The sequence below is a fragment of the Psychrobacter sp. FDAARGOS_221 genome (assembly GCF_002313155.2).
GTDB lineage: Bacteria > Pseudomonadota > Gammaproteobacteria > Pseudomonadales > Moraxellaceae > Psychrobacter.
Window position 1 is genome coordinate 1,190,438 of record NZ_NWFK02000001.1, and the last position, 19,709, is coordinate 1,210,146.

Here is a 19,709-nt window from a genome sequence, read left to right on the forward strand (position 1 = left end):
CGTTTATTTGCTAGCCAATACTGTCTTGCAACTCAAAACTGCATCACAATCAATCCAAGCTGCTATTTAAGCCAAACTAGCTAATTGCGAACTCAGACCCTGAGGTGTTTATGTCAAACCTGCCAACCCGTCCGTCTCAACCAAAGCGAACAAGCTTTGTCGGCCGACTGATCAGATTTGCTATTAAAACTGTTTTGTTGGTAGTTGTACTCTATGCAGTGGTAATTGTTAGCACTGATATTAAACATGAAGTCGCTTTATCACGTATGACTCAGACCCTATCTTTACCGTTTAAATACAGTCAACTACTGCAACAAGACCCGCCTCAACCGAATAGCCTACCCAACCCCATTACTGATGCAGGCCTAACAGACACTTGGGGCGCTGCGCGTAGTAATGGCCGCCGTCATGAAGGGATTGATATCTTTGCTGAGCGTGGAACGCCGATTCTTAGCACCACACCTGGCATTGTGCGCCGAGTGGGCACCAATGAGCTCGGGGGCAATGTGGTTTCTATTGTTGGCCCAGGCGGCGTGGGTCACTATTATGCCCACTTAGAAGAATTTGCGGATATCACAGAAGGCGACTGGGTAGAGACAGGTGATGTCATTGGCTATGTCGGCGATAGCGGTAATGCCAAAGGCACACCGCCACATTTGCATTATGGCATCTATATCGATTCTAGCGCAGTAAACCCCTACCCGTTACTCAAAAAATAGCCAAACCGCTACTTTTCTTGTTCTGGTTCAGGAATAGGATCACGACCCAATGTCGATAAGTAAGCGATAATATCTTGTCTGTACTCAGCTTCAGGCAGAGGGTCCGACAGCATACGTGTATTCGGTAACGCCGCCTCAGCATCTGCGATATAGGTATCTAGGGTTTCTGCATCCCAAGTCCAGTCTGTCGCACTCATCGCGTCACTGTATTTATAGTCCTCCAATTGTCCTGACGGCGCCATATACACCCCAACCAGCTGCGGCCCCTTTTTGTTGCTGCCTGGCTTTAGGGTGTGACACTGCTCACAATACTCAGCGTACAGCTTTTTGCCATTGAGGCTATCGCCGCCTTCATAAACAGGCGCTAGCACTTGCGCTCTATGATCTGGCGGCGTTGGTGTACAGCCAGTCATAGCAAGCATGGCTGTTGCACTGATGGCTAGTAGCGATTTTTTTAGTATTATTGATTGGCTGGATACGACGCTTGATTGAACCAAAAACGAAAACATACGGAACTCGCTATTATTATATTTATATCAAATGTGATGTTTAAAATGCTGTTGCTGCACTATGGTCTGTATTGCCCGTAGTACTATAGAGCAGCATCATTAAAGAAAACTGGTTTTTTACAGTGACTGGCGATTATTGGCATAAAGATCAACAGGGGTTTTAAACGGTTTATTAGGCAGCTCTTGTACCAGCTTTGGCACCAAATAGCCGGGCAACTTAGCCAACATTTGCCAATACAACTCAACCGCCTGCGCTTTAGGCAAATCAAAATGTGCTGCGCCAGCCACTTTATCTAATACGTGTAAATAATACGGCAATACACCTGCCTCGAACAGACGCTCACTTAATGCCAGTTGCGCCTGTAGCGTATCATTAATACCAGCCAGCAACACCGCCTGATTTAATAATGTAATACCACTGTCTCTGGCTTGGCGCAAATACGCTGCCGTATGATCATCAATTTCATTGGCATGATTACTATGTAGCACCATCACAATACGGCAACGACTGCTTTGTAAACGCTGTACCAGCTCACTGTCTAAGCGCTCAGGAATGACTATCGGCAAGCGCGTATGTATTCTAATGGTCTGCAGCTGTGGCAAAGATTCTAATGCGTCTAACCACAAAAACAGACGTCGATTACTTAGCGTTAACGGGTCACCGCCACTTAAAATCACTTCGTTGATTTCAGGGTGCTCAGCAATATACTGCTGAATACGTGTCAACTGCTCCGACTTTGGTAAATTGGCTTGATAATCAAAGTGCTGACGGAAGCAGTAGCGACAATGAATAGCACAAGCACCCGTCACCGTCACCAGCACCCGCGAGTGGTATTTATGTAACAAGCCTTTAATCGGATTTTGCTCATTTTCCGCCAATGGATCTGCCACATAACCACTGACCGCTATCTGCTCACGCTTGCTGGGCAGCACTTGTAATAACAAAGGATCGTTGGCATTGCCCGGCTGCATCTTGGCCACAAAGCCTTTAGGCACACGCAAGCTGAAGTTGTCAGGCACATACAGCTGAGACTTAATATGCGATATATCCAGCATCGCAAGCAGCTGATTAATGTCAGTGATGACCTCGGTTAATGCCACTTGCCAGCTAGCTTTTGGTGGCGCTTGGCTGCCGACTTCCTGTCCTTTCACACCGCCCTCCTCCTCACTAAGATGCAAACTTTGCTCAGATTGGTTATCATCAGGGGATGCAAAAGGAATTTGCCTATTTTTTTGTGGTGGTAAATGGTTTATCATGTCACTCATTATAGGTAATTTAATTATAGATAACTTAATTGGTCAGTCATTAGTCGCTCACAGTATTTTGTGAGTCGATGATGTCATCTGATTTTGTTATTAACTTGAAAAGCATCAGGAGCAATATTGTGGCAAGTTTTTCAACCAACGAATTTAAAGCCGGTCTTAAAGTTATGTATGATGGTCACCCTTGTGCCATCATTGATAACGAGTTTGTGAAGCCAGGTAAAGGTCAGGCTTTCAACCGTGTCAAACTACGTAACTTACGTACAGGCAAAGTTTTAGAACAGACCTTCAAATCAGGTGAGTCGCTAGAAGCTGCTGACGTTATTGATACAGAGATGAACTATCTATATAACGATGGTGAGTTCTGGCACTTTATGCACCCTGAAAGCTTTGAGCAGCTACAAGCAGATGCTACTGCAATGGCTGATGCTAAGCAATGGCTAAAAGAAAATGGTAACGATTTATGTACCATCACTCTATTCAACGGTGTGCCATTATCGGTCACTGCACCTAACTTTGTCGAGCTAGAAATTGTTGAGACAGATCCAGGTGTGCGTGGTGATACTTCAGGCGGCGGTGGTAAGCCTGCCAAACTAGAAACTGGCGCTGTGGTACGTGTGCCTTTATTCGTACAACAAAACGAAGTGGTTCGCGTTGATACCCGTACTGGTGAATACCAAACTCGCGTACAGTAATCGTTTTTGAATACTGTCACTGTTTATAGCAATGCAATAAGGTATTACCCTTAATTTGCTACGGCAGTGGTCAAAAATTAAAAGTCAGATTCAGTCACTTCGAGACTGTCTTGGTAGATTAACTATCTATCCTGACATCTCTGATGACACAGAATCTGGCTTTTTTTATGTCTGATTAGCCAGCCACTAAAGCTAATTATTTATCTGATTTATCACTCAAAAACCTGACACATAACCGCTACTCCCAAGCGTTACATAAGCCCTATTTAAAAGCAGTCAGCCATTATCTACACTGACAGTTAGCCTAGTATTAATCTAAATAACTTTAAATGTAATGAATTTGAATGTACTGAATTGAAATGTGCTATATATAAAGTGGCTGTCTACGCTTTACCGCCTATTTTATTACTATTAATCGATAACTATTGAACTAGTTTATAACCTAAAAGCCCACTTGCCATGTCGTATCCCCTATTACTCCTAATTATAAGCCTCATCGTTATTGTCCCAACCGTATTTGTGGTCAAAGGCAAATCAAAGCAAAAGTTGCTGGCAAATAAAAATAAAGGTCAGGCCTATTTAGCCCATAGCAGCCCTGCCGCTAAGGGTGTGCAACCAACAGCTGAACAGCTGCAAATTGTCAATAAAATAGAGCACTACCGCAGTCACCCAGGCTTACCCATTAGCTTCCGGCAACTACTGACCAATATTCACAGTCAATACCTGACCTTAACCGGTGTGCAACTGGCGCCAGATCAGCGCTTTACGGTGGATAAACTGGCCGGCACTCGATTAGCGGAGATTATTGAGTCCTATCTTAGTCTTGATAAAGAGTATGCAGAACAAAGCATCATTGACCCAGAGAATGACATTACCAGTCAGGACGCGGTGTATGGTCAGCTCACCTCAATGCTTGAGTTTATGCAGCAAGTACAACATGACGGGCAAGCACAAGCGGCGAGCAATATCTTAGCCAATCGTAATTATTTGCAGGCAGTGTATGGCGAATATCAGCCAGATGGCAGCAGTCAAGACAGCGCCAAAGGCATTAAAGCGCCTGTGTTAGATGCCAGTGATATTGAAGAGCCGGCCACTGCTGAGCAGCTAAAAGAGCAAGGCCTACAATATCTTATCGACTGTGATGATGCGTCCAATCAAGCGCTTAAGCTTGCAGACTATGACAAAGTGTTTGGTGATCAGATATTAACCCAGCTGGGACAACTGAGCAGCACAGTGCAACAAACTGTCATCTATAGCCAAGCATTGTTAACTCAGCAGCAGCCTCTGCCTGCTTTTCAACAAATCTTATCGCAAGCCCTGCCCCGCTTGTTACGTCAGTCGTTAACTGCACATTTGCAACAATTAAAAGCAGCAAGTGACGATTCTTATACTGAGGTTAACGATTCGGTTAACAAGGCTACTGATAAAACCGTTACTATAAATAGCACGGCAGAAACAGGGATGAATGACGCCCTAATTTTGCAAAAAATTAGCCGTGTGCAGCAATTAGTAGACGACTGTCTCAATCGATTACAGAAGCTTGCCCAACAACAATATGAAACCGGCGGCAGCTCAGAGCAAGATCTACAGTCGTTGCAAAATACATTAAAAAGTAAACACTCACAGGCTCAGTATTTATTAGACAATGGTTTTTTTAGCTAAAATCTATTGTCGTCAGTCGCTGTTTGAGAAGACAGTAAACCTTATCAATATTTAGCCATCAATCAGAGGATTTTATGCGTTCTATCAGCAGCTTACTTATGCAAACAACATCGACACACTCTCAAATCAAACCGACGCAGCTTGATAAAGGTCTGGTTTCCAAAGTAATATTAGCGACGGCTTTAAGCAGTAGTTTGCTACTAACGGCTTGCCAAAAGTCGGATGATGAAGCGGCAGAATCAGACACTGCGGATCAGACAGAAACGCAAGCCACAGGCAGTGCTGCCGACTCAGCTGCAGGTAGTGCGCAAAACGATGCCTCTCAAAATGGCATGGAAAGTGGTATGGAAAATGGCCTAGAAGGCAATGCGACTGATAACGCTAGTATCAATGACAACAATATGCCCACTCAGCAGAACCCTGAAGCCGGATTAGACCCGTATAACTTAGGCGCAAACAGTACAGCACCCGCTGCGAACAATAGCCAATCACAAGCAGCTTCCGGTGCAGCAACAGCTCAAGCACCTAAAGCTCAGGCCCCTAAGGCTCAATCGTCTGAAACTCAAGTGACCGGCGTAGAATACCAAGACGATCAAGGTCGCAGCATGCATGTCACTTTCCAAACCTCAGAAAGCGCTCAGCTGCAAGCCAGCTTACGACTGCCTTCTGGCAAACAAATTTTACTAACCGCACCAGGAACGCAAGGCAACAATCCGACCTACCGCTCAGCAGATGGCAGTATAGAGTTGGTTACCCATCAAGGCGGTAAATCGATAGATTTAATGTTTGAAGGTCAATCGGTAAGCTTAAAAGCAGTGGATACAGATGCGGCAGTTGTCAAAACCCAGTAGCTAGCTATAAAAATCATTAGCCGATCGCATTGACTAGCCAGCTAATACCTGTCCATAAACCAATGACGATAAGCAGAATAAAGACAATCCCTAGAATATCTGGAATATGCAGATAAATCCAAGCAACCACTGGATTTCGCCAAAATTTGGAGTGTTGTTGCTTGGATTGTAATGACTGATGTAAAAAAGGTCGCTCGACATGTGAGGTGTCATCAATGCCATACTCAAGCTGCATGTGCTCACGCACAATCTCTAACGTCTTGCGACTGGGACGAATAAATATATCCATCACCGTGCCGGCAACAGGCACCACGCCCACTACCAAATCTATCAACGCTAAGCGAACCGCAGGGGTCATTTTGTGAATAGGCACCCCCATCTTGCGCCCTAACATAAACGCATAGCCGGTCAAAATAAGACCAGCTACGTCGCCAGCAATCGGAATGGTTGATAAGGCGGCATCTGCGCCCACACCTTGCTTGGTAAAAGGCACACGAATCAGCGAATCCATCATATTGGCAAACTTTGCCAAATCACGCTCCATTTCCACCACTTGCTCACGACTTAATCCGTGCTGTTGCAAATTAGCTTCAAAATCTAACCGTGATTTTGTCTGACGCTGTTTACGCATAACCATAAAATGCCACCCATAAGCAACTAATCGCAATGACTAAAAATAAATAACGGCCAACCCAAACATTGGCCAAAAATGCTTTGAAGCAAGCCATTGGATCTCGTGTGGCACAGGCTTTATTTTGCTGAGTAAATAAAATAGCAACCAAACCTAGCGCATAAACTGGAATCATGCCAATTTTAGTTGGGCCAAAATAGTGCGCCAATACCAATCCCATCAGTAGTAAAAACGCAGTCTGTAGCAAAGCGATAATCAGTACATCATAACGACCAAACAAAATCGCAGTCGATTTGACGCCTATTTTTAAATCATCATCTCTATCCGCCATCGCATACTGGGTGTCATAAGCGATGGTCCAACACATGTAAGCGGCAAATAATAACCAGCACCACATGTCTGGCGCCCCTTGCACCGCGACATAAGCCATCGGAATCGCCCAACCAAAAGCAGCAGCCAAAAACACCTGCGGCAGATGGGTAAAGCGCTTCATAAACGGATAAATAAATGCCAGTGCCACTGCTCCAAATGACCAGTAAAACACTTTAATGGGTAACCAAAACAGCAAACTGGCGCTGACCAAGGATAATACCAAAAATGCCATTACTGCATCACGTCCAGACAATCTGCCATCTGCTAACGGTCGACCCTTGGTACGTGACACCGAACCATCCACGTGTCGATCGGCAAAATCATTAATGGCACAACCTGCAGCCCGCATTAAAATGGCACCCAGTGCGAAAATAAACAGTACAGACCAAGACGGTAACACAGCAGGAATAGCAGTCGCCATATTCTCCGCCAATGGCTGTGGTGCGCCAAAAGCGGCTAAAAATACCGCCCACAACGTTGGCCATAATAACAGCTCAATACCAACCGGCTTGTCAAAACGGGTCAAATGGATATAGGCCATTAGCTTTTGCTGCGGCGTTAGCTTCTGAGAGGATAGATTGGTTTGTGTCATGGCTGAATTATGTCTTTGATGTCGATAGCTTTTAGTATTAATAGCTTATAGAAAATGTCATTTATAATGGTTCGAATAAATTATTTGGATAATCATTTAAATATTGCTAATTACTGCTGCTGGTTGTATTGCTAGGCGCCGCCAACAATAAGTCTATCAACTGCAGCGGTGTGTCTACCTGATAGGTTGGCTGCTCAGCGGCAAGTGTGGCGGCGGTAGCGGCACCATAATTGACCGCAATACTGGTCATACCCAGCGCTTTGGCCATTTGAATATCGTGGATACTATCCCCCACGAACAGCGCATCGGCCACATCAAAACCGGTCTCTTGTAATATATCTAATAGCATCTGTGGATCTGGCTTAGAGCCAGACTCATCTGCACAGCGGCTGGTCACAAAGTAGTGACGACTGTTGGCATAATCCATCACTCTATCAAGACCTGCCCGCTTTTTACCGGTAGCTACCGCCAACTGTTTGCCTTGGGCTTGCAGCTGCTGCAACATATCCTCGATACCATCAAAAAACTGCGAATGCGGCTGGTTAGGCTCAACACTGGCTTGCACGTAATAGTCAGCATAGCTTTGCTGAATGGCGGCATGCTGCTCTGGTGTCGCTTGAGGGTACAGAATCTGGATACCGCGAATCAGACTCAAACCAATAATTGATTTGACCGCCTCATCAGTGGTGCTAAATCCATGCGCTTCGCCGGCCACATGCATCGACTTAACAATCAGACCAATCGAGTCCATCAAAGTCCCATCCCAATCAAAAATCATCAGCGACTTATTATTAGCCGTCGCTTGCGGTTTATGATCAGTGGTTGTGTTACTCATATCTCACCTAGTTTGTTGATTAGCTTATTCATTAGCATATTGAAACCTAAATATCAGCCTATGTCATAAACAGCTTACTGATTAAAGTCACCGCTGATATCAGCAGGCAGTAACGACTGTATGTCTTCTGGCAGAGGCGCATAGATATCGTCATAATCTGGAATATCAAGTTTCCACGCATGCAAACACAAGCGGCGCACCCCTGATTTATCAGACTCATTATACTTGTCATCACCCAGTAGTGGATGACCTAAATAGGCCAAATGCACTCGAATTTGATGCGTACGACCGGTTAATGGCATCGCCTCTATTAAACTCACCGGCTGCCCATTTAGCTCAAATCGAGCCAATACCTTGCAAACAGTTTGGCTTGATTTGGCATCGGAACTTGATTTATCAACACGTACTCGGCGCTCACCGCTGGCCAAGGTATAGCGCAGTAAAGGCGCATCGATGGTCATATCATTTAACGCCGGCTGCCCTTTGACGATGCATAAATAGTGTTTTTGAATGGTCTTTTGGCGCAAGTGCTCTTGCATTACCTTTAAGGTCGAGCGCTTTTTAGATATCATCAGCAGCCCAGAGGTGTCTCTGTCAATGCGATGAATCAGCTCGAGATACTTTTTACCTGTTGCTTCACGAATGGCCTCAATGACACCAAAGTCGATTCCGCTGCCGCCATGTACTGCCATGCCAGATGGCTTATTAAGTACCAATAGGCCTTCATCTTCATAGACGATGCGCTCAAGCAACCCTTTGGCAAAGCTGTCGCTAATCACAGGCTTTTCACGTGTGGCTAGTTTTACCGGTGCAATGCGCACCACATCACCACGCTCAAGCTTGTCATACGGCTTACAGCGTTTGTTATTAATACGTACCTCATCGGCACGAATCATTTTGTAAATATGCGCACGCGGCATGCCTTTTAGTCTGGCTAATAAAAAATTATCGACGCGCTGACCATGTTGATTGCGAGTGACTTCCAGGTGATTAACCTGACTAAAATCAGCAATGTCTACATCAGCACTTTGCGGGCGTGCCTTGGTTGAATGTCGTCTTACTTCGTTGGGATTGGCACCAACACTGCTCATTAAGCCTTGTAAATCTTGTTCTATTTGCGGGTTTTCATTATTCATTTTATCTTCATTATTCTCAAGTTTAGGGTGTACTTTTGACATATTTTGTTAGGTATTTGGCAAAAGATTTGGTATAGTCTAACACGTTGACTTTGTGTCTCGTGTATTGTTATCGGTAAAAGCTCACTTTTTGAGTAGATCGATCACGCCACGACCCACTTTATATCCCTAATATATCAACACTATATCAACCAAAACATTGCAAAAAGTGTAATGACTTTTCTATTGATATACCGATATGTTCATTAGGATATGTTTTTTACCTCAAAGTCAGCCCACAACGTTATTTTTATAAACCATGATACAGGGTGCGTGGTTTCGTAGCTTACAACTACTAACATTGCCAATTTGGCGCCACATCCCCATTTTAAATTTAACATGAACACAATGCTTTAATATCTTAAGAATATAACTGGTGACTTTAAGTAGCTCCTAGCTGTGTCCGTGCAACCTTACACCTTGCCGACACCCTAAACGTATATGCTACCGCTGATGTCATTGGATGAAAGGCGTAATAATAAAAGAAATGACTGTGCCGAATTGGCGGTCAAATAACCGTAATAGCGCTCAATAAATCTTGCGTTTTATCATAAATCAGCCGTTATTTGCCAAGTACGCCCCGCCGACATTAGCACGATATTGATAAATGAGAAGACACTTTAAAGTTAAACACCAAACGGATTAAATAACACGATTAAATTAAGAGATGACAACGCGCGACTTTATTTTTATGGTCACTGGTACACACAGTGGATTTGACAGCAACATAGTTATGATGCTGACACCCAGTTTGCCATGCCAAGATGACACAACGGTGACCTTACACCTCACCGTTTTCTAACAACCTCAAAATAAATAGATCGGCCTAAACTCTTGATTTGTTACCCAAAACTAGTTTTTAACGTTTTACTTAACTTATCATCTTTTAACTTTTATTATAAAAAACAGATTAGCTTAACGGTGTATTATTCATATAAAACTTTTTAATTAACAATTAATTAAAAGTATTTTTTGATTAAAATGATGCACCTACCATAAAACCTGTTGCCAACATCCTACTCTACTCTTCTTAAGTATCAACCATTGTGTATCATGACCTAAACTAGGATACACCAATGAAACGCATACTTATTAACGCCACTCACAACGAAGAAGTTCGTGTTGCCCTTTGTAAAGGCAATCACCTTTATGACTTCGATCTTGAAAACCGTACGCGTGAGCAGAAAAAAGCCAACATCTACAAAGGTCACGTCACCCGTGTAGAACCCTCACTAGAAGCGGTATTTGTTGAATACGGCTCAAAGCGTCAAGGTTTCTTACCCGTTCGTGAAATTGCCAGTGAATATTTATCAGGCAACCCACGCGAAGAAAACATCCGTAAATTAATCAAAGAAGGCGATGAGCTCATCGTTCAAGTTGAAAAAGAAGAGCGTGGTAATAAAGGCGCTGCTCTATCAACTTACGTCTCTTTGGCCGGCCGCTACTTGGTATTAATGCCAAATAATCCTAAAGGCGGCGGTATCTCTCGTCAAATCTCAGGCAAGCTACGTGAAGACATGAAGCGCATGCTGGGTAATTTAGATTTACCGAAAGGCATGAGCGTTATCGTACGTACTGCTGGTATCGGCAAAACCCAAGACGATTTGCAGCATGATTTAAACCATCTGCTTAATATCTGGAACGCCATTCAAGACCAAAACAAAAAATACAGCTCACCACGCCTAGTGCATCAAGAAGCCGGTGTGGTCACTCGTGCCGTGCGTGACTATTTACGTGATGACATTAGCGAAATCTGGATTGATAACGAAGAAGCGTTTATTGAAGCTGAAACCTTTATCAAAGCAGTGATGCCAACTCAGATCGAAAAGCTGCGTAAGTACACCGAATTTGAGCCAATGTTCTCAAGCTTTAATGTTGAACGTCAAATTGAAACCGCTTATCAACGCGAAGTACGCCTACCCTCTGGCGGCTCAATTGTTATCGACCAAACCGAAGCATTGGTATCGATTGATATTAACTCAGCCAAATCTACCAAAGGTGCTGATGTTTCAGAAACTGCCTATCACACCAACTTAGAAGCGGCTGACGAAATCGCACGTCAATTACGTCTACGTGATATGGGCGGCTTGATTGTTATCGACTTTATCGATATGAATGACAATAAGCATCAAAAAGAAGTCGAAAAACGCTTGGTTGAAGCTACTAAATACGACCGTGCACGCGTTCAGTTTGGTGAGATTTCACGCTTTGGCTTGATGGAAATGAGCCGTCAACGCTTACGTCCTTCTTTAGAAGAATCAACCGGTTATATCTGCCCACGCTGTCATGGCAATGGCATGATTCGTGATTTGCGCTCGTTATCTTTGTCTATCATGCGTCAGATTGAACAGACTGCCTTAAAAGAGCGTCATGGCGAAGTTCAAGCGGAAGTACCGACTGATATCGCCGCTTTCTTATTGAATGAAAAACGTGAAAGTTTGGTTTATTTAGAACAAGACAGTGGCACACGTATTACCATCTTGCCACACGCGCACTTAGAATCACCAAACTTTAATCTGCACTTTAACCATCATGGCTTTGCACCTGCCAGTTATGAGCGTGTTACCGATACTCAGCAGCAAGAAACCAGTGCGTTAGGCTATGATGTAGACTGGCAGACCGCTGAATCAGAACGTCCAGAACAGCAGCCGGTGCGTCAGCCGCGTCAAAAAGACAATAAGACTCAAAGCAATACAGCGCAAGCACATACGCCTGCAAGCAAGGCGAACAAGCCTGCCAATACCACAGGTGCGATTGCTAATCCGCAGCTACCGCCAACTGCCGCTCAAAACACGGCAACCGCACCAGCAGCTGAAGCGGCCAAACCTGCAGCTGTGGCTTGGTTATCAAACTTATTTGCACCAACCCCACAAGCTCAAATGGCCTCAACTGTGAGCAGTGCTGATGCGGCACAAGCGATCGAAGCCATTGTTAATACTGGCGCGCAAAGCCGTGGCGCTTTCGGTCAAGTTGCTGCGCCAATCGTCGCAACCCAAGAGCAAGCTCAAGCCACTACTGCTCAGTCGAATAACAAGTCAGCTGACAATAAAAATGACAGTGGTAGCGATGCTAAAGATGACAATCGCTCGGATAATAAGAGCAGCAGTGACTCAGATAAAGATCGTCGCCGCCCTCGCAACAACCGAAGCCGTCATAAAAATGACAAACGCAGCAAGCCAGACAACCGTCGTCGCAGCCCAGAAAAAGACGACAAAAAGTCGGATAGCTCAGTAGACGCTAACAAGTCGACTCAAGAGGCCTCATCAAGCAAAGACTTACCAAGACGCGAGCCAAACAGCAAACGCGACTCACGTGGTCCAATTGAGCGTGGTGAAGCCAAGCAGCCAGGCAAGTCTAATGGCAATGATCAAGACTCTCGTGGTCAACGCCATTCAAAATCTGATCAACATAAGTCTGATAACAATAAAGACAATGCCGCTCAAGGTAATGACCGCAATATTGATCCTAATGAGGTCAACCTACGCGTCACCGAAGCAGAAGTCACTCTGAAAAAACCAGAAGTGGTACACATCTCATTGGATGACGCGAAAGACAGCGCTAAAGACGAGTCTAAAGCAGAGGCTAAAACTGAATCAAAAGCGACAACCAAGTCAGACGCTCAGTCAGCATCAGAGCAGCAACCAGCTCAAGCTAAGTCTGAGACTAAGCAAGATGCTAGCAAAGAAACTGCTAAACAGGCTGATGTAGAGGCTAGCAAGCAGTCTACCACTAGTAGCGATAAAGCAGACGTCACTGACAGCAGCTCTAATAAAGTGACTAAGTCAGAAGCAGACGCTACCGCAGCTGAGCAAAAGCAGGCCAAGCCAGAGCAAGCAGTGACAGCAACTGACGCTGAATCAAGTGCTGATAACAATGCTGTTCAGCAATCAAATGAGCAGCCAGCTGCTAAACTAGCTGACTCAGCCCCTGCTCAGGCTAGCACTGATGCTAATAGCTCAGAAGCCACAGAAGCCACAGAAGCCACAGAAGCAGACAACGATGCTGCCACGTTAAGCTTCGATGTCTCAAGTCTGTTTGCTGATCGTTATGTCGCAGCCAAGAAGTTTGGTAAAGCGGCCAACGACCCTCGTGTGATTAAAGCGTCACTGCAGCGTCAAATCAGTGAGCAAGCATCCGCTACTCCAGCAGCTGAGCCTGTGACTGCCAAAATCACTGGCTCTGTGGGTCAGTTTATTCACACCCACTTAGCACAACCACGCATGCGTCTGGCCAAAGATGGGGTGATTGCTTGTTTCCTAGCGGCATTAAATGCGCACAAAGAAACTTCAGGCTCACAAGCTAAGCCTGCTGCTAAAACCTCAGAAGCTTCAGCGGCAGCAGCAGAGTCATTGCAGGCGTTTAGCTTTGTGAACTACGGCTACCAGTCTTTATCGCCGAGCTACTTACAGCGCTTTGCGGAGATGACGTCAGCAGTAGCGGCGCATAATGTGGCGCAGGGTAAAACAGAAGTGGCACCTACCCCAATAGGAGCACGTGCCGCTAATGACCCACGTGGACAACATCCTGATTATACGCCGCCTGTCACTAGTGATGATGGTGAAGACAGCGCTGATGACGCGAAAGCCAAGGCAGATAGCGTAGAAGCTGATGTTAACGCCACAGCTACTCAGTCAGAGTCGGCTGCTGCTCAACCATCGCCTGCACAAGCGATGGCTGACCTACTGAAGCTAAATGTTGGTAACTTCATCAGTAAAGTACTTGGTCAAGAAGGTGACGACATGGTGACATCAGGTCAAACCGAAGCTGCCTTCTTAAAAGCACTGCGTCAACCTTGGGATGTGCTGATATCAGTAGCACAGTCAGTTGATACTAAGGTTCCCGAAGCTGTGGTTGATGCGCCTAAAGCAAAGGCTAATGCTGTTGATAACGACAGCCTGCAGCAGTCTGATGATAACGATGTATCTATCGAGCCTACCCCGTTAGAAGTAGCGGCAGAGAAGCAAGAGGATGCCAATGATACTGCAGATACTGAAGCTGAGCAGCCTCAGCAGTCAGCCGGTACGTCAAATAAAACCAGCATTGAGACTTACAAGAGCATGATCGAGAACATCTCTGAACAGCTACTGCCTCAGACGGGTCTATTGAATCTGACGTCGCCAAAAGTGCCAAAAGCACGCAGTCGCAAGGCTAAAGATGATGGTAAAAAGCCAACATCAACACCGGCAAGCGATGAGTCGTCTGATTCAGACAGCTAATCTTTAAATAGCTCTCAATAAAAAAATAGCCACTGTTGAACAGTGGCTATTTTTTATTGAGTTCATTAATCAAATAATGCGTTAATTAGGTAATCAATGCATTAATGCGCATGACGCGCTTTTTGTATCATGGTTATGATGGTCAATACAATAGCACCAATCACAAAGCCGATTAGACCATTTAATAGGGTGTTAGACATTCCTTCAAACACACCGGTCAAATGTGCAATGTCTTCAACGGCATGATGTAAGTAGTTGATGCCGTGCACAATAATACCGCCACCAACTAAGAACATCGCGATGGTACCCACAATAGACAAAAACTTCATCAGTTTAGGAGCAGCTGAAAGTAACATCTGACCAAACTTCTTAGTAAAGTCGCTAGCACCTGGCTTTTGCATTAAGTGCAAGCCGACGTCATCAATTTTCACAATACCTGCTACTAAGCCGTAGATACCAACGGTCACACCAATTGCCAATATCGATAACACAATGCTTTTATCAACCATGCTGGCTGTGGTTAAGGTACCTAGACCAATAACCACAATTTCGGCAGATAAGATAAAGTCAGTACGGATAGCGCCTTTTACTTTATTCTTCTCTAAAGCAACCAAGTCTACTGTTTCATCAGCATTGGCGGCTTTGCGAGCTTCATGCTCTTCATCGTGAGGTAATAGTCTTGGCCAAAACTTGTGCACTACTTTTTCAGCGCCCTCGTAGCATAAAAACAAACCACCCATCATCAATAAGGGTGTAATCAGCCAAGGAATAAAATAGCTAATCAGTAATGCCCCAGGTACCAGAATCAACTTATTAATAAAGGATCCTTTTGCCACTGCCCATACCACTGGCAGCTCACGGCTTGGCTTAACACCAGTCACCTGCTCAGCATTTAGCGCTAAATCATCGCCCAATACACCAGCCGTTTTTTTCGCAGCCACCTTAGTCATGACGGCTACATCGTCCATGAGCAAACTAATATCATCGAGTAGCATCAATAAACTACCACCTGCCATACAATCTCCTTAATGCTTTGAACTCAGTAGCATTTATCCTGACTTCAAAATATGTTTTTTAATTTGTTTATTCGCTAATTATACTATTTGCTTATAACACTATATTTTTAGCGTTGATTTATCAATATTATTCAGTCAATCGCTGTTATTTCTTCAACAAAACTATTGGATTGAATAGCTCATTACTATTGGATCGAATAGCTCATTGAATCGTTTTATCCCTGATTAGACTGTCATTTTGCCTTAGTGTAACCTGTACACTGGCAAAAATCAGATGTCGATTGTAAATTTTTGACAGGTTTTGGTAGTGCATTAGACGTTCTAGACTGCCTATTGCCACCCTATGACCTATCCATAATTTATAATAAATGTCATTCATGTAGTGCTTGTAAGCGTCTATTTAAAAGGCTAGCAGAGTTCAAAAAAGTGCTTATTGTCGAAATGGTTGCTACCTTTATCACATATACTAAAGATGTTAAAATCCAATTCGAACTGGACCTAAGGTCATTTCTAAATAATCCTTCTCTAAACAGCACTTCTCAATAGCGCTTAAATGGAAACCCAATTATGACAGAGCAACTTTCTATAGGCGCAATCAAACAAGCCAACACAGCCCGCTTTGGTGCGCGCGCTCTTATGGTAAGCATCTGTACTTCGATGCTATTGCTATCAGGCTGTCAGCCAGCAGATAAAGCCGCTGAAACACACGCTTCTGAAGTTAATGATGTTGAGACTCAAACTGCGACAGAAACCACTGAAAGTAATGGCTCTGAGTCACAGCTGCATCAAGGCTCTGATAGTGAGGCGGCAAACACTGAGCCGATGGTTTCTACTCGCAATCAACAGCTCAGCATTGACTGGAAAGCGGTCGACTCAGGTGTAAGTCCTATCGATCCAGCCAGCTTTAATTATCCATTTGAGCAACAAAGCAGCGCGGTACAATCTCAAGCATCGTTTTCAAATATAACACCTCAGCAGGCGCAGCATAGCCTAACACTTGGCATGACCAGCAATGAGCCGTTAGAAAAAATCCTCGATCAGTTAGGTGATAGCTATTTATCACATAACTTCTCGCCAGAAACAGCGACGCTAACCATATATACCACCCCCAATGTCACTGCTGTTGAGCATGATTATGTGATTGCAGATGAATTTGCACGTGGTCTTATTTTACCAATTAAAGTGACTTCAGAGATGCCTGCAACTAAAGAAACTACTGCTTCGACTGCAGACACACCGAATGCATCTGAATCAGAGTCTGAATAACTGCTGTCAAATATAAAACGCTAGAAAGATAGAACAATTAAAAAACAGCCCTGCACTAATCCAGTACAGGGCTGTTTTTATTTTATAAAATACTATCTGTTCAGCTTATTAGCTTAATAAAAAACTAGGCAGCAGCAGTTACGATCATCTCAACCAATAACTCAGGACGAGCCAAGGCTGCTTGACCACAAGCACGCGCAGGCGGTGTCACATCACTGAACCACTCATCCCAAACCGCATTCATGGCTGCGAAGTCCGACATGTCTTTTAACCACACTGTGGTCGATAAGATTTTAGACTTATCACTGCCTACCTCTTCAAGTAGGGCTTTAATTTTTTCAAGGCAGGTTAAGGTCTGCGCTGAGATATCATCTTCGGCATTACCCACTTGGCCACATAGATAGATGGTGTCGTTGTGGATAACGATTTTGCTCATGCGTTGATTGCTATGTAATTTTTGCATTGATTTTGTCTTTTTAGTGATGAATGAAAGGTTAGTTTTGACGGGTTGAACACAAAGCAGACTCAGACTGATTTAAGTTATAGATTGGCAGCGATTAATACTACCTTAACCGAACGCTACCCCAGTCATCATCTGCTTTGACAATAAGTTTTATAGCACTTATTTTATTTAAAGCGCTCCGCACTAAATGGCGTCGCATCGACATACAGTGGCTTGTCGTTGATCATTTCTTCGACCAAGCGGCCTGTTGCAGGGCCTAAAGTGAAGCCTTGATGCGCATGACCGAAAGCGAACCACAAGTTGTTGTGTTTATAGCCAGGGCCAATCACAGGTTTCATATCTGCCATACAAGGACGTGAGCCACACCAGGCTTCAGACTCTACAGCATCTTCAAGCGGCAATACATGACGTGCAATTTTTAATACCGCTTCAAGTTGACCGAAGTTCTTAGGCGCTGTCATCGTAGTCATTTCTGCGCCAGTGGTTACACGAATACCCTGCTCCATTGGGCCCATTAAGTAACCTTTTTCAGCATCAAACAAGCTGTGGCCAATGCGGTTTGCTTCACTGACTTTAAAGTGCTGATGGTAGCCACGCATTGGGAACAATGGGAAGTTGTAGCCCAAAGGTCGAGTTAAATCATTCGACCAAGGACCCGCCGCAATCACCACATGATGACTATCAAAAGTCACATCTTCACCATCGATAGTCGCGGTTACTTGCCAGCCGCCCTCTTCTGTCTGAGCAACATTGGTCACATCGGCTTGCTTAAACTGACCTTGCATCTGCTCGAAGCTCTTAGCGTATCTTTTCACCAATTGACTTGGGTTTTTGACCTGCCAAGAGTTTTGCCAATGGATACCACCAATAAAGTCATCAAAATTGACGTTCGGCTCATATTCTTTTAGCTCTTCAGGGGTAAGCAGGCGATACTGAACCCCTTTTTGCTCAGCTCTGATTGCCAGTTGCTTGGCTTCTTCGAATTTTTCTGGGGTACGGTATATCTCAAACCAGCCGCCTTTACGTACTAAGTCATCTGCGCCTGACTCTTGAATCATGACGTCATGCTCACTGGTACAGTGCTCAATTAGGGTCGCCCACTCATCTTCAATTTTAGTAAGCTTGCTGCGATTAGAGTTGGTCCAATATTGATACAGCGCACTTTGATAGTTAAAGATAGCCGACCAACGATAACGAATATCGGTACTGGTGTTAGGCAATACTCTTAGGATCTCACCCATTTGTCTTGGGAACGCCTTTGGGAAGACGGCTTCACGCTGAATCAGACCAGCGTTACCATAAGAGGTCTCTTCACCTGGGTGTTTTTTGTCTAAAACCAATACTTTAGAATTATTTTTTTGTAGGTGCCACGCGATAGAGGTTCCTACCATTCCTGAACCAATCACAATAACGTCGTATTGCATATAATATCCTTGCGACCGAGCTTGAAGCTAGGTAAATAGATTTACAGAAAAATTGACCGAAAAATAAGCAGATAGGCGGCAGCTAATAATGCAGCCTATCCTTTTATAATAACGCTATTATAGGCGAAGCGGGAAAATTATTTGATTGAGTTTATCAATTGATAATGGCTTTATGTTTTGCTCAACTTTAGACTGGTTTTGGCTGTCTTAATTACGTGCTGTAATAGGCTGAAATAAAAGGAATTAAAACAAAGGCAGCATTAGCCTTTTGCAACTAGCCATGCGCCTGCCAGCCCCATAAATGATGCGCCGACTCGATTAAATCGCTGACGTGCTGTTGAGCTTTTTAACTGCTTTTGTGCATAACTTGCCATAAAGGCATATATCATCATACAAATGATTGCCCAAATAAAAATAACCGCACATAAAGCAGTAATATCTAACGCGTTCAATTCGGTGATTGGAAAAAAACTGGGCAGCAAACTGACATAAAATAAAATGACTTTTGGATTACTAATAGAAATTAAAAATCCTGACAATATACTTTTAGCACCCTGATTTTTCTGTTTTACCAACACATCAGCTGTGTTAATTTTAGGCGGTACAGTGGTCCACATTTTATAAGCTAAATAAAATAAATAAGCGGCGCCGACCACTTTGATCACAGTAAATGCCGTATTAAAGTTGGTCGCTAATGCGCTGAGTCCATACGCTGAAAATACCATATAGATGGTATCCCCTGCGGCAAGTCCAATTGCCAGTGGCAAAGCTGACCATGCGCCTTGGGTCATCGCTTTGGCAATAGTTGCAAACACACCCGGACCTGGGGTCATAATAAAGACGAATACCGCGATAATGAAGGTAAGTAGCTGAAGGCTAGTGATGGTCATGATTGTCCTTAATAAATCGTGATTCTATTTAACCCGTCATCCATAAACAGGTTATCTCAAACAAAACGTTGTTGACTTACCATACCAACCACGCCATTTAATCAGTATAAAATCATGGGTAAACAACACG

Annotated in this window: 16 protein-coding genes; 6 read left to right on the plus strand and 10 right to left on the minus strand. The window is 44.1% G+C overall.

Annotation, left to right across the window (positions count from 1 at the left end):
- The first annotated feature begins 110 nt into the window (after positions 1–110).
- On the plus strand, positions 111–719 hold the full coding sequence (locus A6J60_RS04905; protein ID WP_096064984.1) for a M23 family metallopeptidase: 609 nt from the start codon (positions 111–113) through the stop codon (positions 717–719).
- Positions 720–727: 8 nt separating this feature from the next.
- On the opposite strand, the gene A6J60_RS04910 is transcribed toward A6J60_RS04905, so the two are convergent.
- The gene (locus A6J60_RS04910) at positions 728–1,228 is read right to left on the minus strand and encodes a c-type cytochrome (RefSeq protein ID WP_096064985.1); all 501 of its coding nucleotides are present in this window, start codon (positions 1,226–1,228) and stop codon (positions 728–730) included.
- A gap of 117 nt (positions 1,229–1,345) precedes the next feature.
- Positions 1,346–2,485: an EF-P beta-lysylation protein EpmB gene (epmB, locus tag A6J60_RS04915; RefSeq protein ID WP_096064986.1), complete on the minus strand. Its 1,140-nt coding sequence runs from the start codon at positions 2,483–2,485 to the stop codon at positions 1,346–1,348.
- 128 nt (positions 2,486–2,613) lie between these two features.
- On the opposite strand from epmB, the gene efp reads away from it, so the two are divergent.
- The 3 genes from efp to A6J60_RS04930 all read left to right on the plus strand — a co-directional run bounded on the left by efp (position 2,614) and on the right by A6J60_RS04930 (position 5,699).
- Positions 2,614–3,186, plus strand: coding sequence for an elongation factor P (gene efp, locus A6J60_RS04920; protein WP_096064987.1), 573 nt, complete (start codon positions 2,614–2,616; stop codon positions 3,184–3,186).
- Between the two features lie 459 nt (positions 3,187–3,645).
- Complete coding sequence (locus A6J60_RS04925; protein WP_096064988.1) at positions 3,646–4,848, plus strand: hypothetical protein; 1,203 nt, start codon at positions 3,646–3,648, stop codon at positions 4,846–4,848.
- Between the two features lie 98 nt (positions 4,849–4,946).
- Positions 4,947–5,699: a hypothetical protein gene (locus A6J60_RS04930; protein WP_127891432.1), complete on the plus strand. Its 753-nt coding sequence runs from the start codon at positions 4,947–4,949 to the stop codon at positions 5,697–5,699.
- A 16-nt stretch (positions 5,700–5,715) separates the two neighbouring features.
- Here A6J60_RS04930 and A6J60_RS04935 read toward each other — a convergent pair whose 3' ends face one another.
- The 4 genes from A6J60_RS04935 to A6J60_RS04950 form a co-directional block, all read right to left on the minus strand.
- Positions 5,716–6,336: a DUF4112 domain-containing protein gene (locus A6J60_RS04935; protein WP_096064990.1), complete on the minus strand. Its 621-nt coding sequence runs from the start codon at positions 6,334–6,336 to the stop codon at positions 5,716–5,718.
- Entirely contained in the window at positions 6,323–7,294 is a 972-nt protein-coding gene (gene ubiA / locus A6J60_RS04940) for a 4-hydroxybenzoate octaprenyltransferase (protein WP_096064991.1), read from the minus strand. Before ubiA ends, A6J60_RS04935 begins: the two co-directional genes overlap by 14 nt.
- Positions 7,295–7,400: 106 nt before the next feature.
- Complete coding sequence (locus A6J60_RS04945; protein WP_096064992.1) at positions 7,401–8,129, minus strand: HAD family hydrolase; 729 nt, start codon at positions 8,127–8,129, stop codon at positions 7,401–7,403.
- A 74-nt stretch (positions 8,130–8,203) separates the two neighbouring features.
- Entirely contained in the window at positions 8,204–9,307 is a 1,104-nt protein-coding gene (locus tag A6J60_RS04950) for an RluA family pseudouridine synthase (RefSeq protein ID WP_096064993.1), read from the minus strand.
- Between the two features lie 1,073 nt (positions 9,308–10,380).
- Here A6J60_RS04950 and A6J60_RS04955 point away from each other — a divergent pair.
- Positions 10,381–14,520, plus strand: a complete 4,140-nt coding sequence (locus A6J60_RS04955) for an Rne/Rng family ribonuclease (RefSeq protein WP_096064994.1) — start codon at positions 10,381–10,383, stop codon at positions 14,518–14,520.
- A gap of 101 nt (positions 14,521–14,621) precedes the next feature.
- Here A6J60_RS04955 and A6J60_RS04960 read toward each other — a convergent pair whose 3' ends face one another.
- Positions 14,622–15,536 (minus strand): DUF808 domain-containing protein, encoded by a 915-nt coding sequence (locus A6J60_RS04960; RefSeq protein ID WP_096064995.1) that lies wholly within the window; start codon positions 15,534–15,536, stop codon positions 14,622–14,624.
- Positions 15,537–16,103: 567 nt separating this feature from the next.
- On the opposite strand from A6J60_RS04960, the gene A6J60_RS04965 reads away from it, so the two are divergent.
- Positions 16,104–16,802: a hypothetical protein gene (locus A6J60_RS04965; RefSeq protein ID WP_096064996.1), complete on the plus strand. Its 699-nt coding sequence runs from the start codon at positions 16,104–16,106 to the stop codon at positions 16,800–16,802.
- Between the two features lie 124 nt (positions 16,803–16,926).
- On the opposite strand, the gene A6J60_RS04970 is transcribed toward A6J60_RS04965, so the two are convergent.
- The 3 genes from A6J60_RS04970 to A6J60_RS04980 all read right to left on the minus strand — a co-directional run bounded on the left by A6J60_RS04970 (position 16,927) and on the right by A6J60_RS04980 (position 19,579).
- Complete coding sequence (locus tag A6J60_RS04970; protein ID WP_096064997.1) at positions 16,927–17,265, minus strand: RidA family protein; 339 nt, start codon at positions 17,263–17,265, stop codon at positions 16,927–16,929.
- A gap of 164 nt (positions 17,266–17,429) precedes the next feature.
- Entirely contained in the window at positions 17,430–18,689 is a 1,260-nt protein-coding gene (locus A6J60_RS04975; RefSeq protein ID WP_096064998.1) for an NAD(P)/FAD-dependent oxidoreductase, read from the minus strand.
- 260 nt (positions 18,690–18,949) lie between these two features.
- Positions 18,950–19,579: a LysE family translocator gene (locus A6J60_RS04980; protein WP_096064999.1), complete on the minus strand. Its 630-nt coding sequence runs from the start codon at positions 19,577–19,579 to the stop codon at positions 18,950–18,952.
- Positions 19,580–19,709 lie beyond the last annotated feature (130 nt).

Excerpts from the sequence above, each read along its gene's own strand:
- A6J60_RS04980 (WP_096064999.1), bottom strand. The coding sequence starts at position 19,579 with ATGACCATCACTAGCCTTCAGCTACTTACCTTCATTATCGCGGTATTC.
- A6J60_RS04975 (WP_096064998.1), bottom strand. The coding sequence starts at position 18,689 with ATGCAATACGACGTTATTGTGATTGGTTCAGGAATGGTAGGAACCTCT.
- A6J60_RS04970 (WP_096064997.1), bottom strand. The coding sequence starts at position 17,265 with ATGCAAAAATTACATAGCAATCAACGCATGAGCAAAATCGTTATCCAC.
- A6J60_RS04925 (WP_096064988.1), top strand. The coding sequence starts at position 3,646 with ATGTCGTATCCCCTATTACTCCTAATTATAAGCCTCATCGTTATTGTC.
- A6J60_RS04950 (WP_096064993.1), bottom strand. The coding sequence starts at position 9,307 with ATGTCAAAAGTACACCCTAAACTTGAGAATAATGAAGATAAAATGAAT.
- A6J60_RS04960 (WP_096064995.1), bottom strand. The coding sequence starts at position 15,536 with ATGGCAGGTGGTAGTTTATTGATGCTACTCGATGATATTAGTTTGCTC.
- epmB (WP_096064986.1), bottom strand. The coding sequence starts at position 2,485 with ATGATAAACCATTTACCACCACAAAAAAATAGGCAAATTCCTTTTGCA.
- A6J60_RS04935 (WP_096064990.1), bottom strand. The coding sequence starts at position 6,336 with ATGGTTATGCGTAAACAGCGTCAGACAAAATCACGGTTAGATTTTGAA.
- A6J60_RS04945 (WP_096064992.1), bottom strand. The coding sequence starts at position 8,129 with ATGAGTAACACAACCACTGATCATAAACCGCAAGCGACGGCTAATAAT.
- ubiA (WP_096064991.1), bottom strand. The coding sequence starts at position 7,294 with ATGACACAAACCAATCTATCCTCTCAGAAGCTAACGCCGCAGCAAAAG.
- A6J60_RS04965 (WP_096064996.1), top strand. The coding sequence starts at position 16,104 with ATGACAGAGCAACTTTCTATAGGCGCAATCAAACAAGCCAACACAGCC.
- A6J60_RS04955 (WP_096064994.1), top strand. The coding sequence starts at position 10,381 with ATGAAACGCATACTTATTAACGCCACTCACAACGAAGAAGTTCGTGTT.
- A6J60_RS04905 (WP_096064984.1), top strand. The coding sequence starts at position 111 with ATGTCAAACCTGCCAACCCGTCCGTCTCAACCAAAGCGAACAAGCTTT.
- A6J60_RS04930 (WP_127891432.1), top strand. The coding sequence starts at position 4,947 with ATGCAAACAACATCGACACACTCTCAAATCAAACCGACGCAGCTTGAT.
- A6J60_RS04910 (WP_096064985.1), bottom strand. The coding sequence starts at position 1,228 with ATGTTTTCGTTTTTGGTTCAATCAAGCGTCGTATCCAGCCAATCAATA.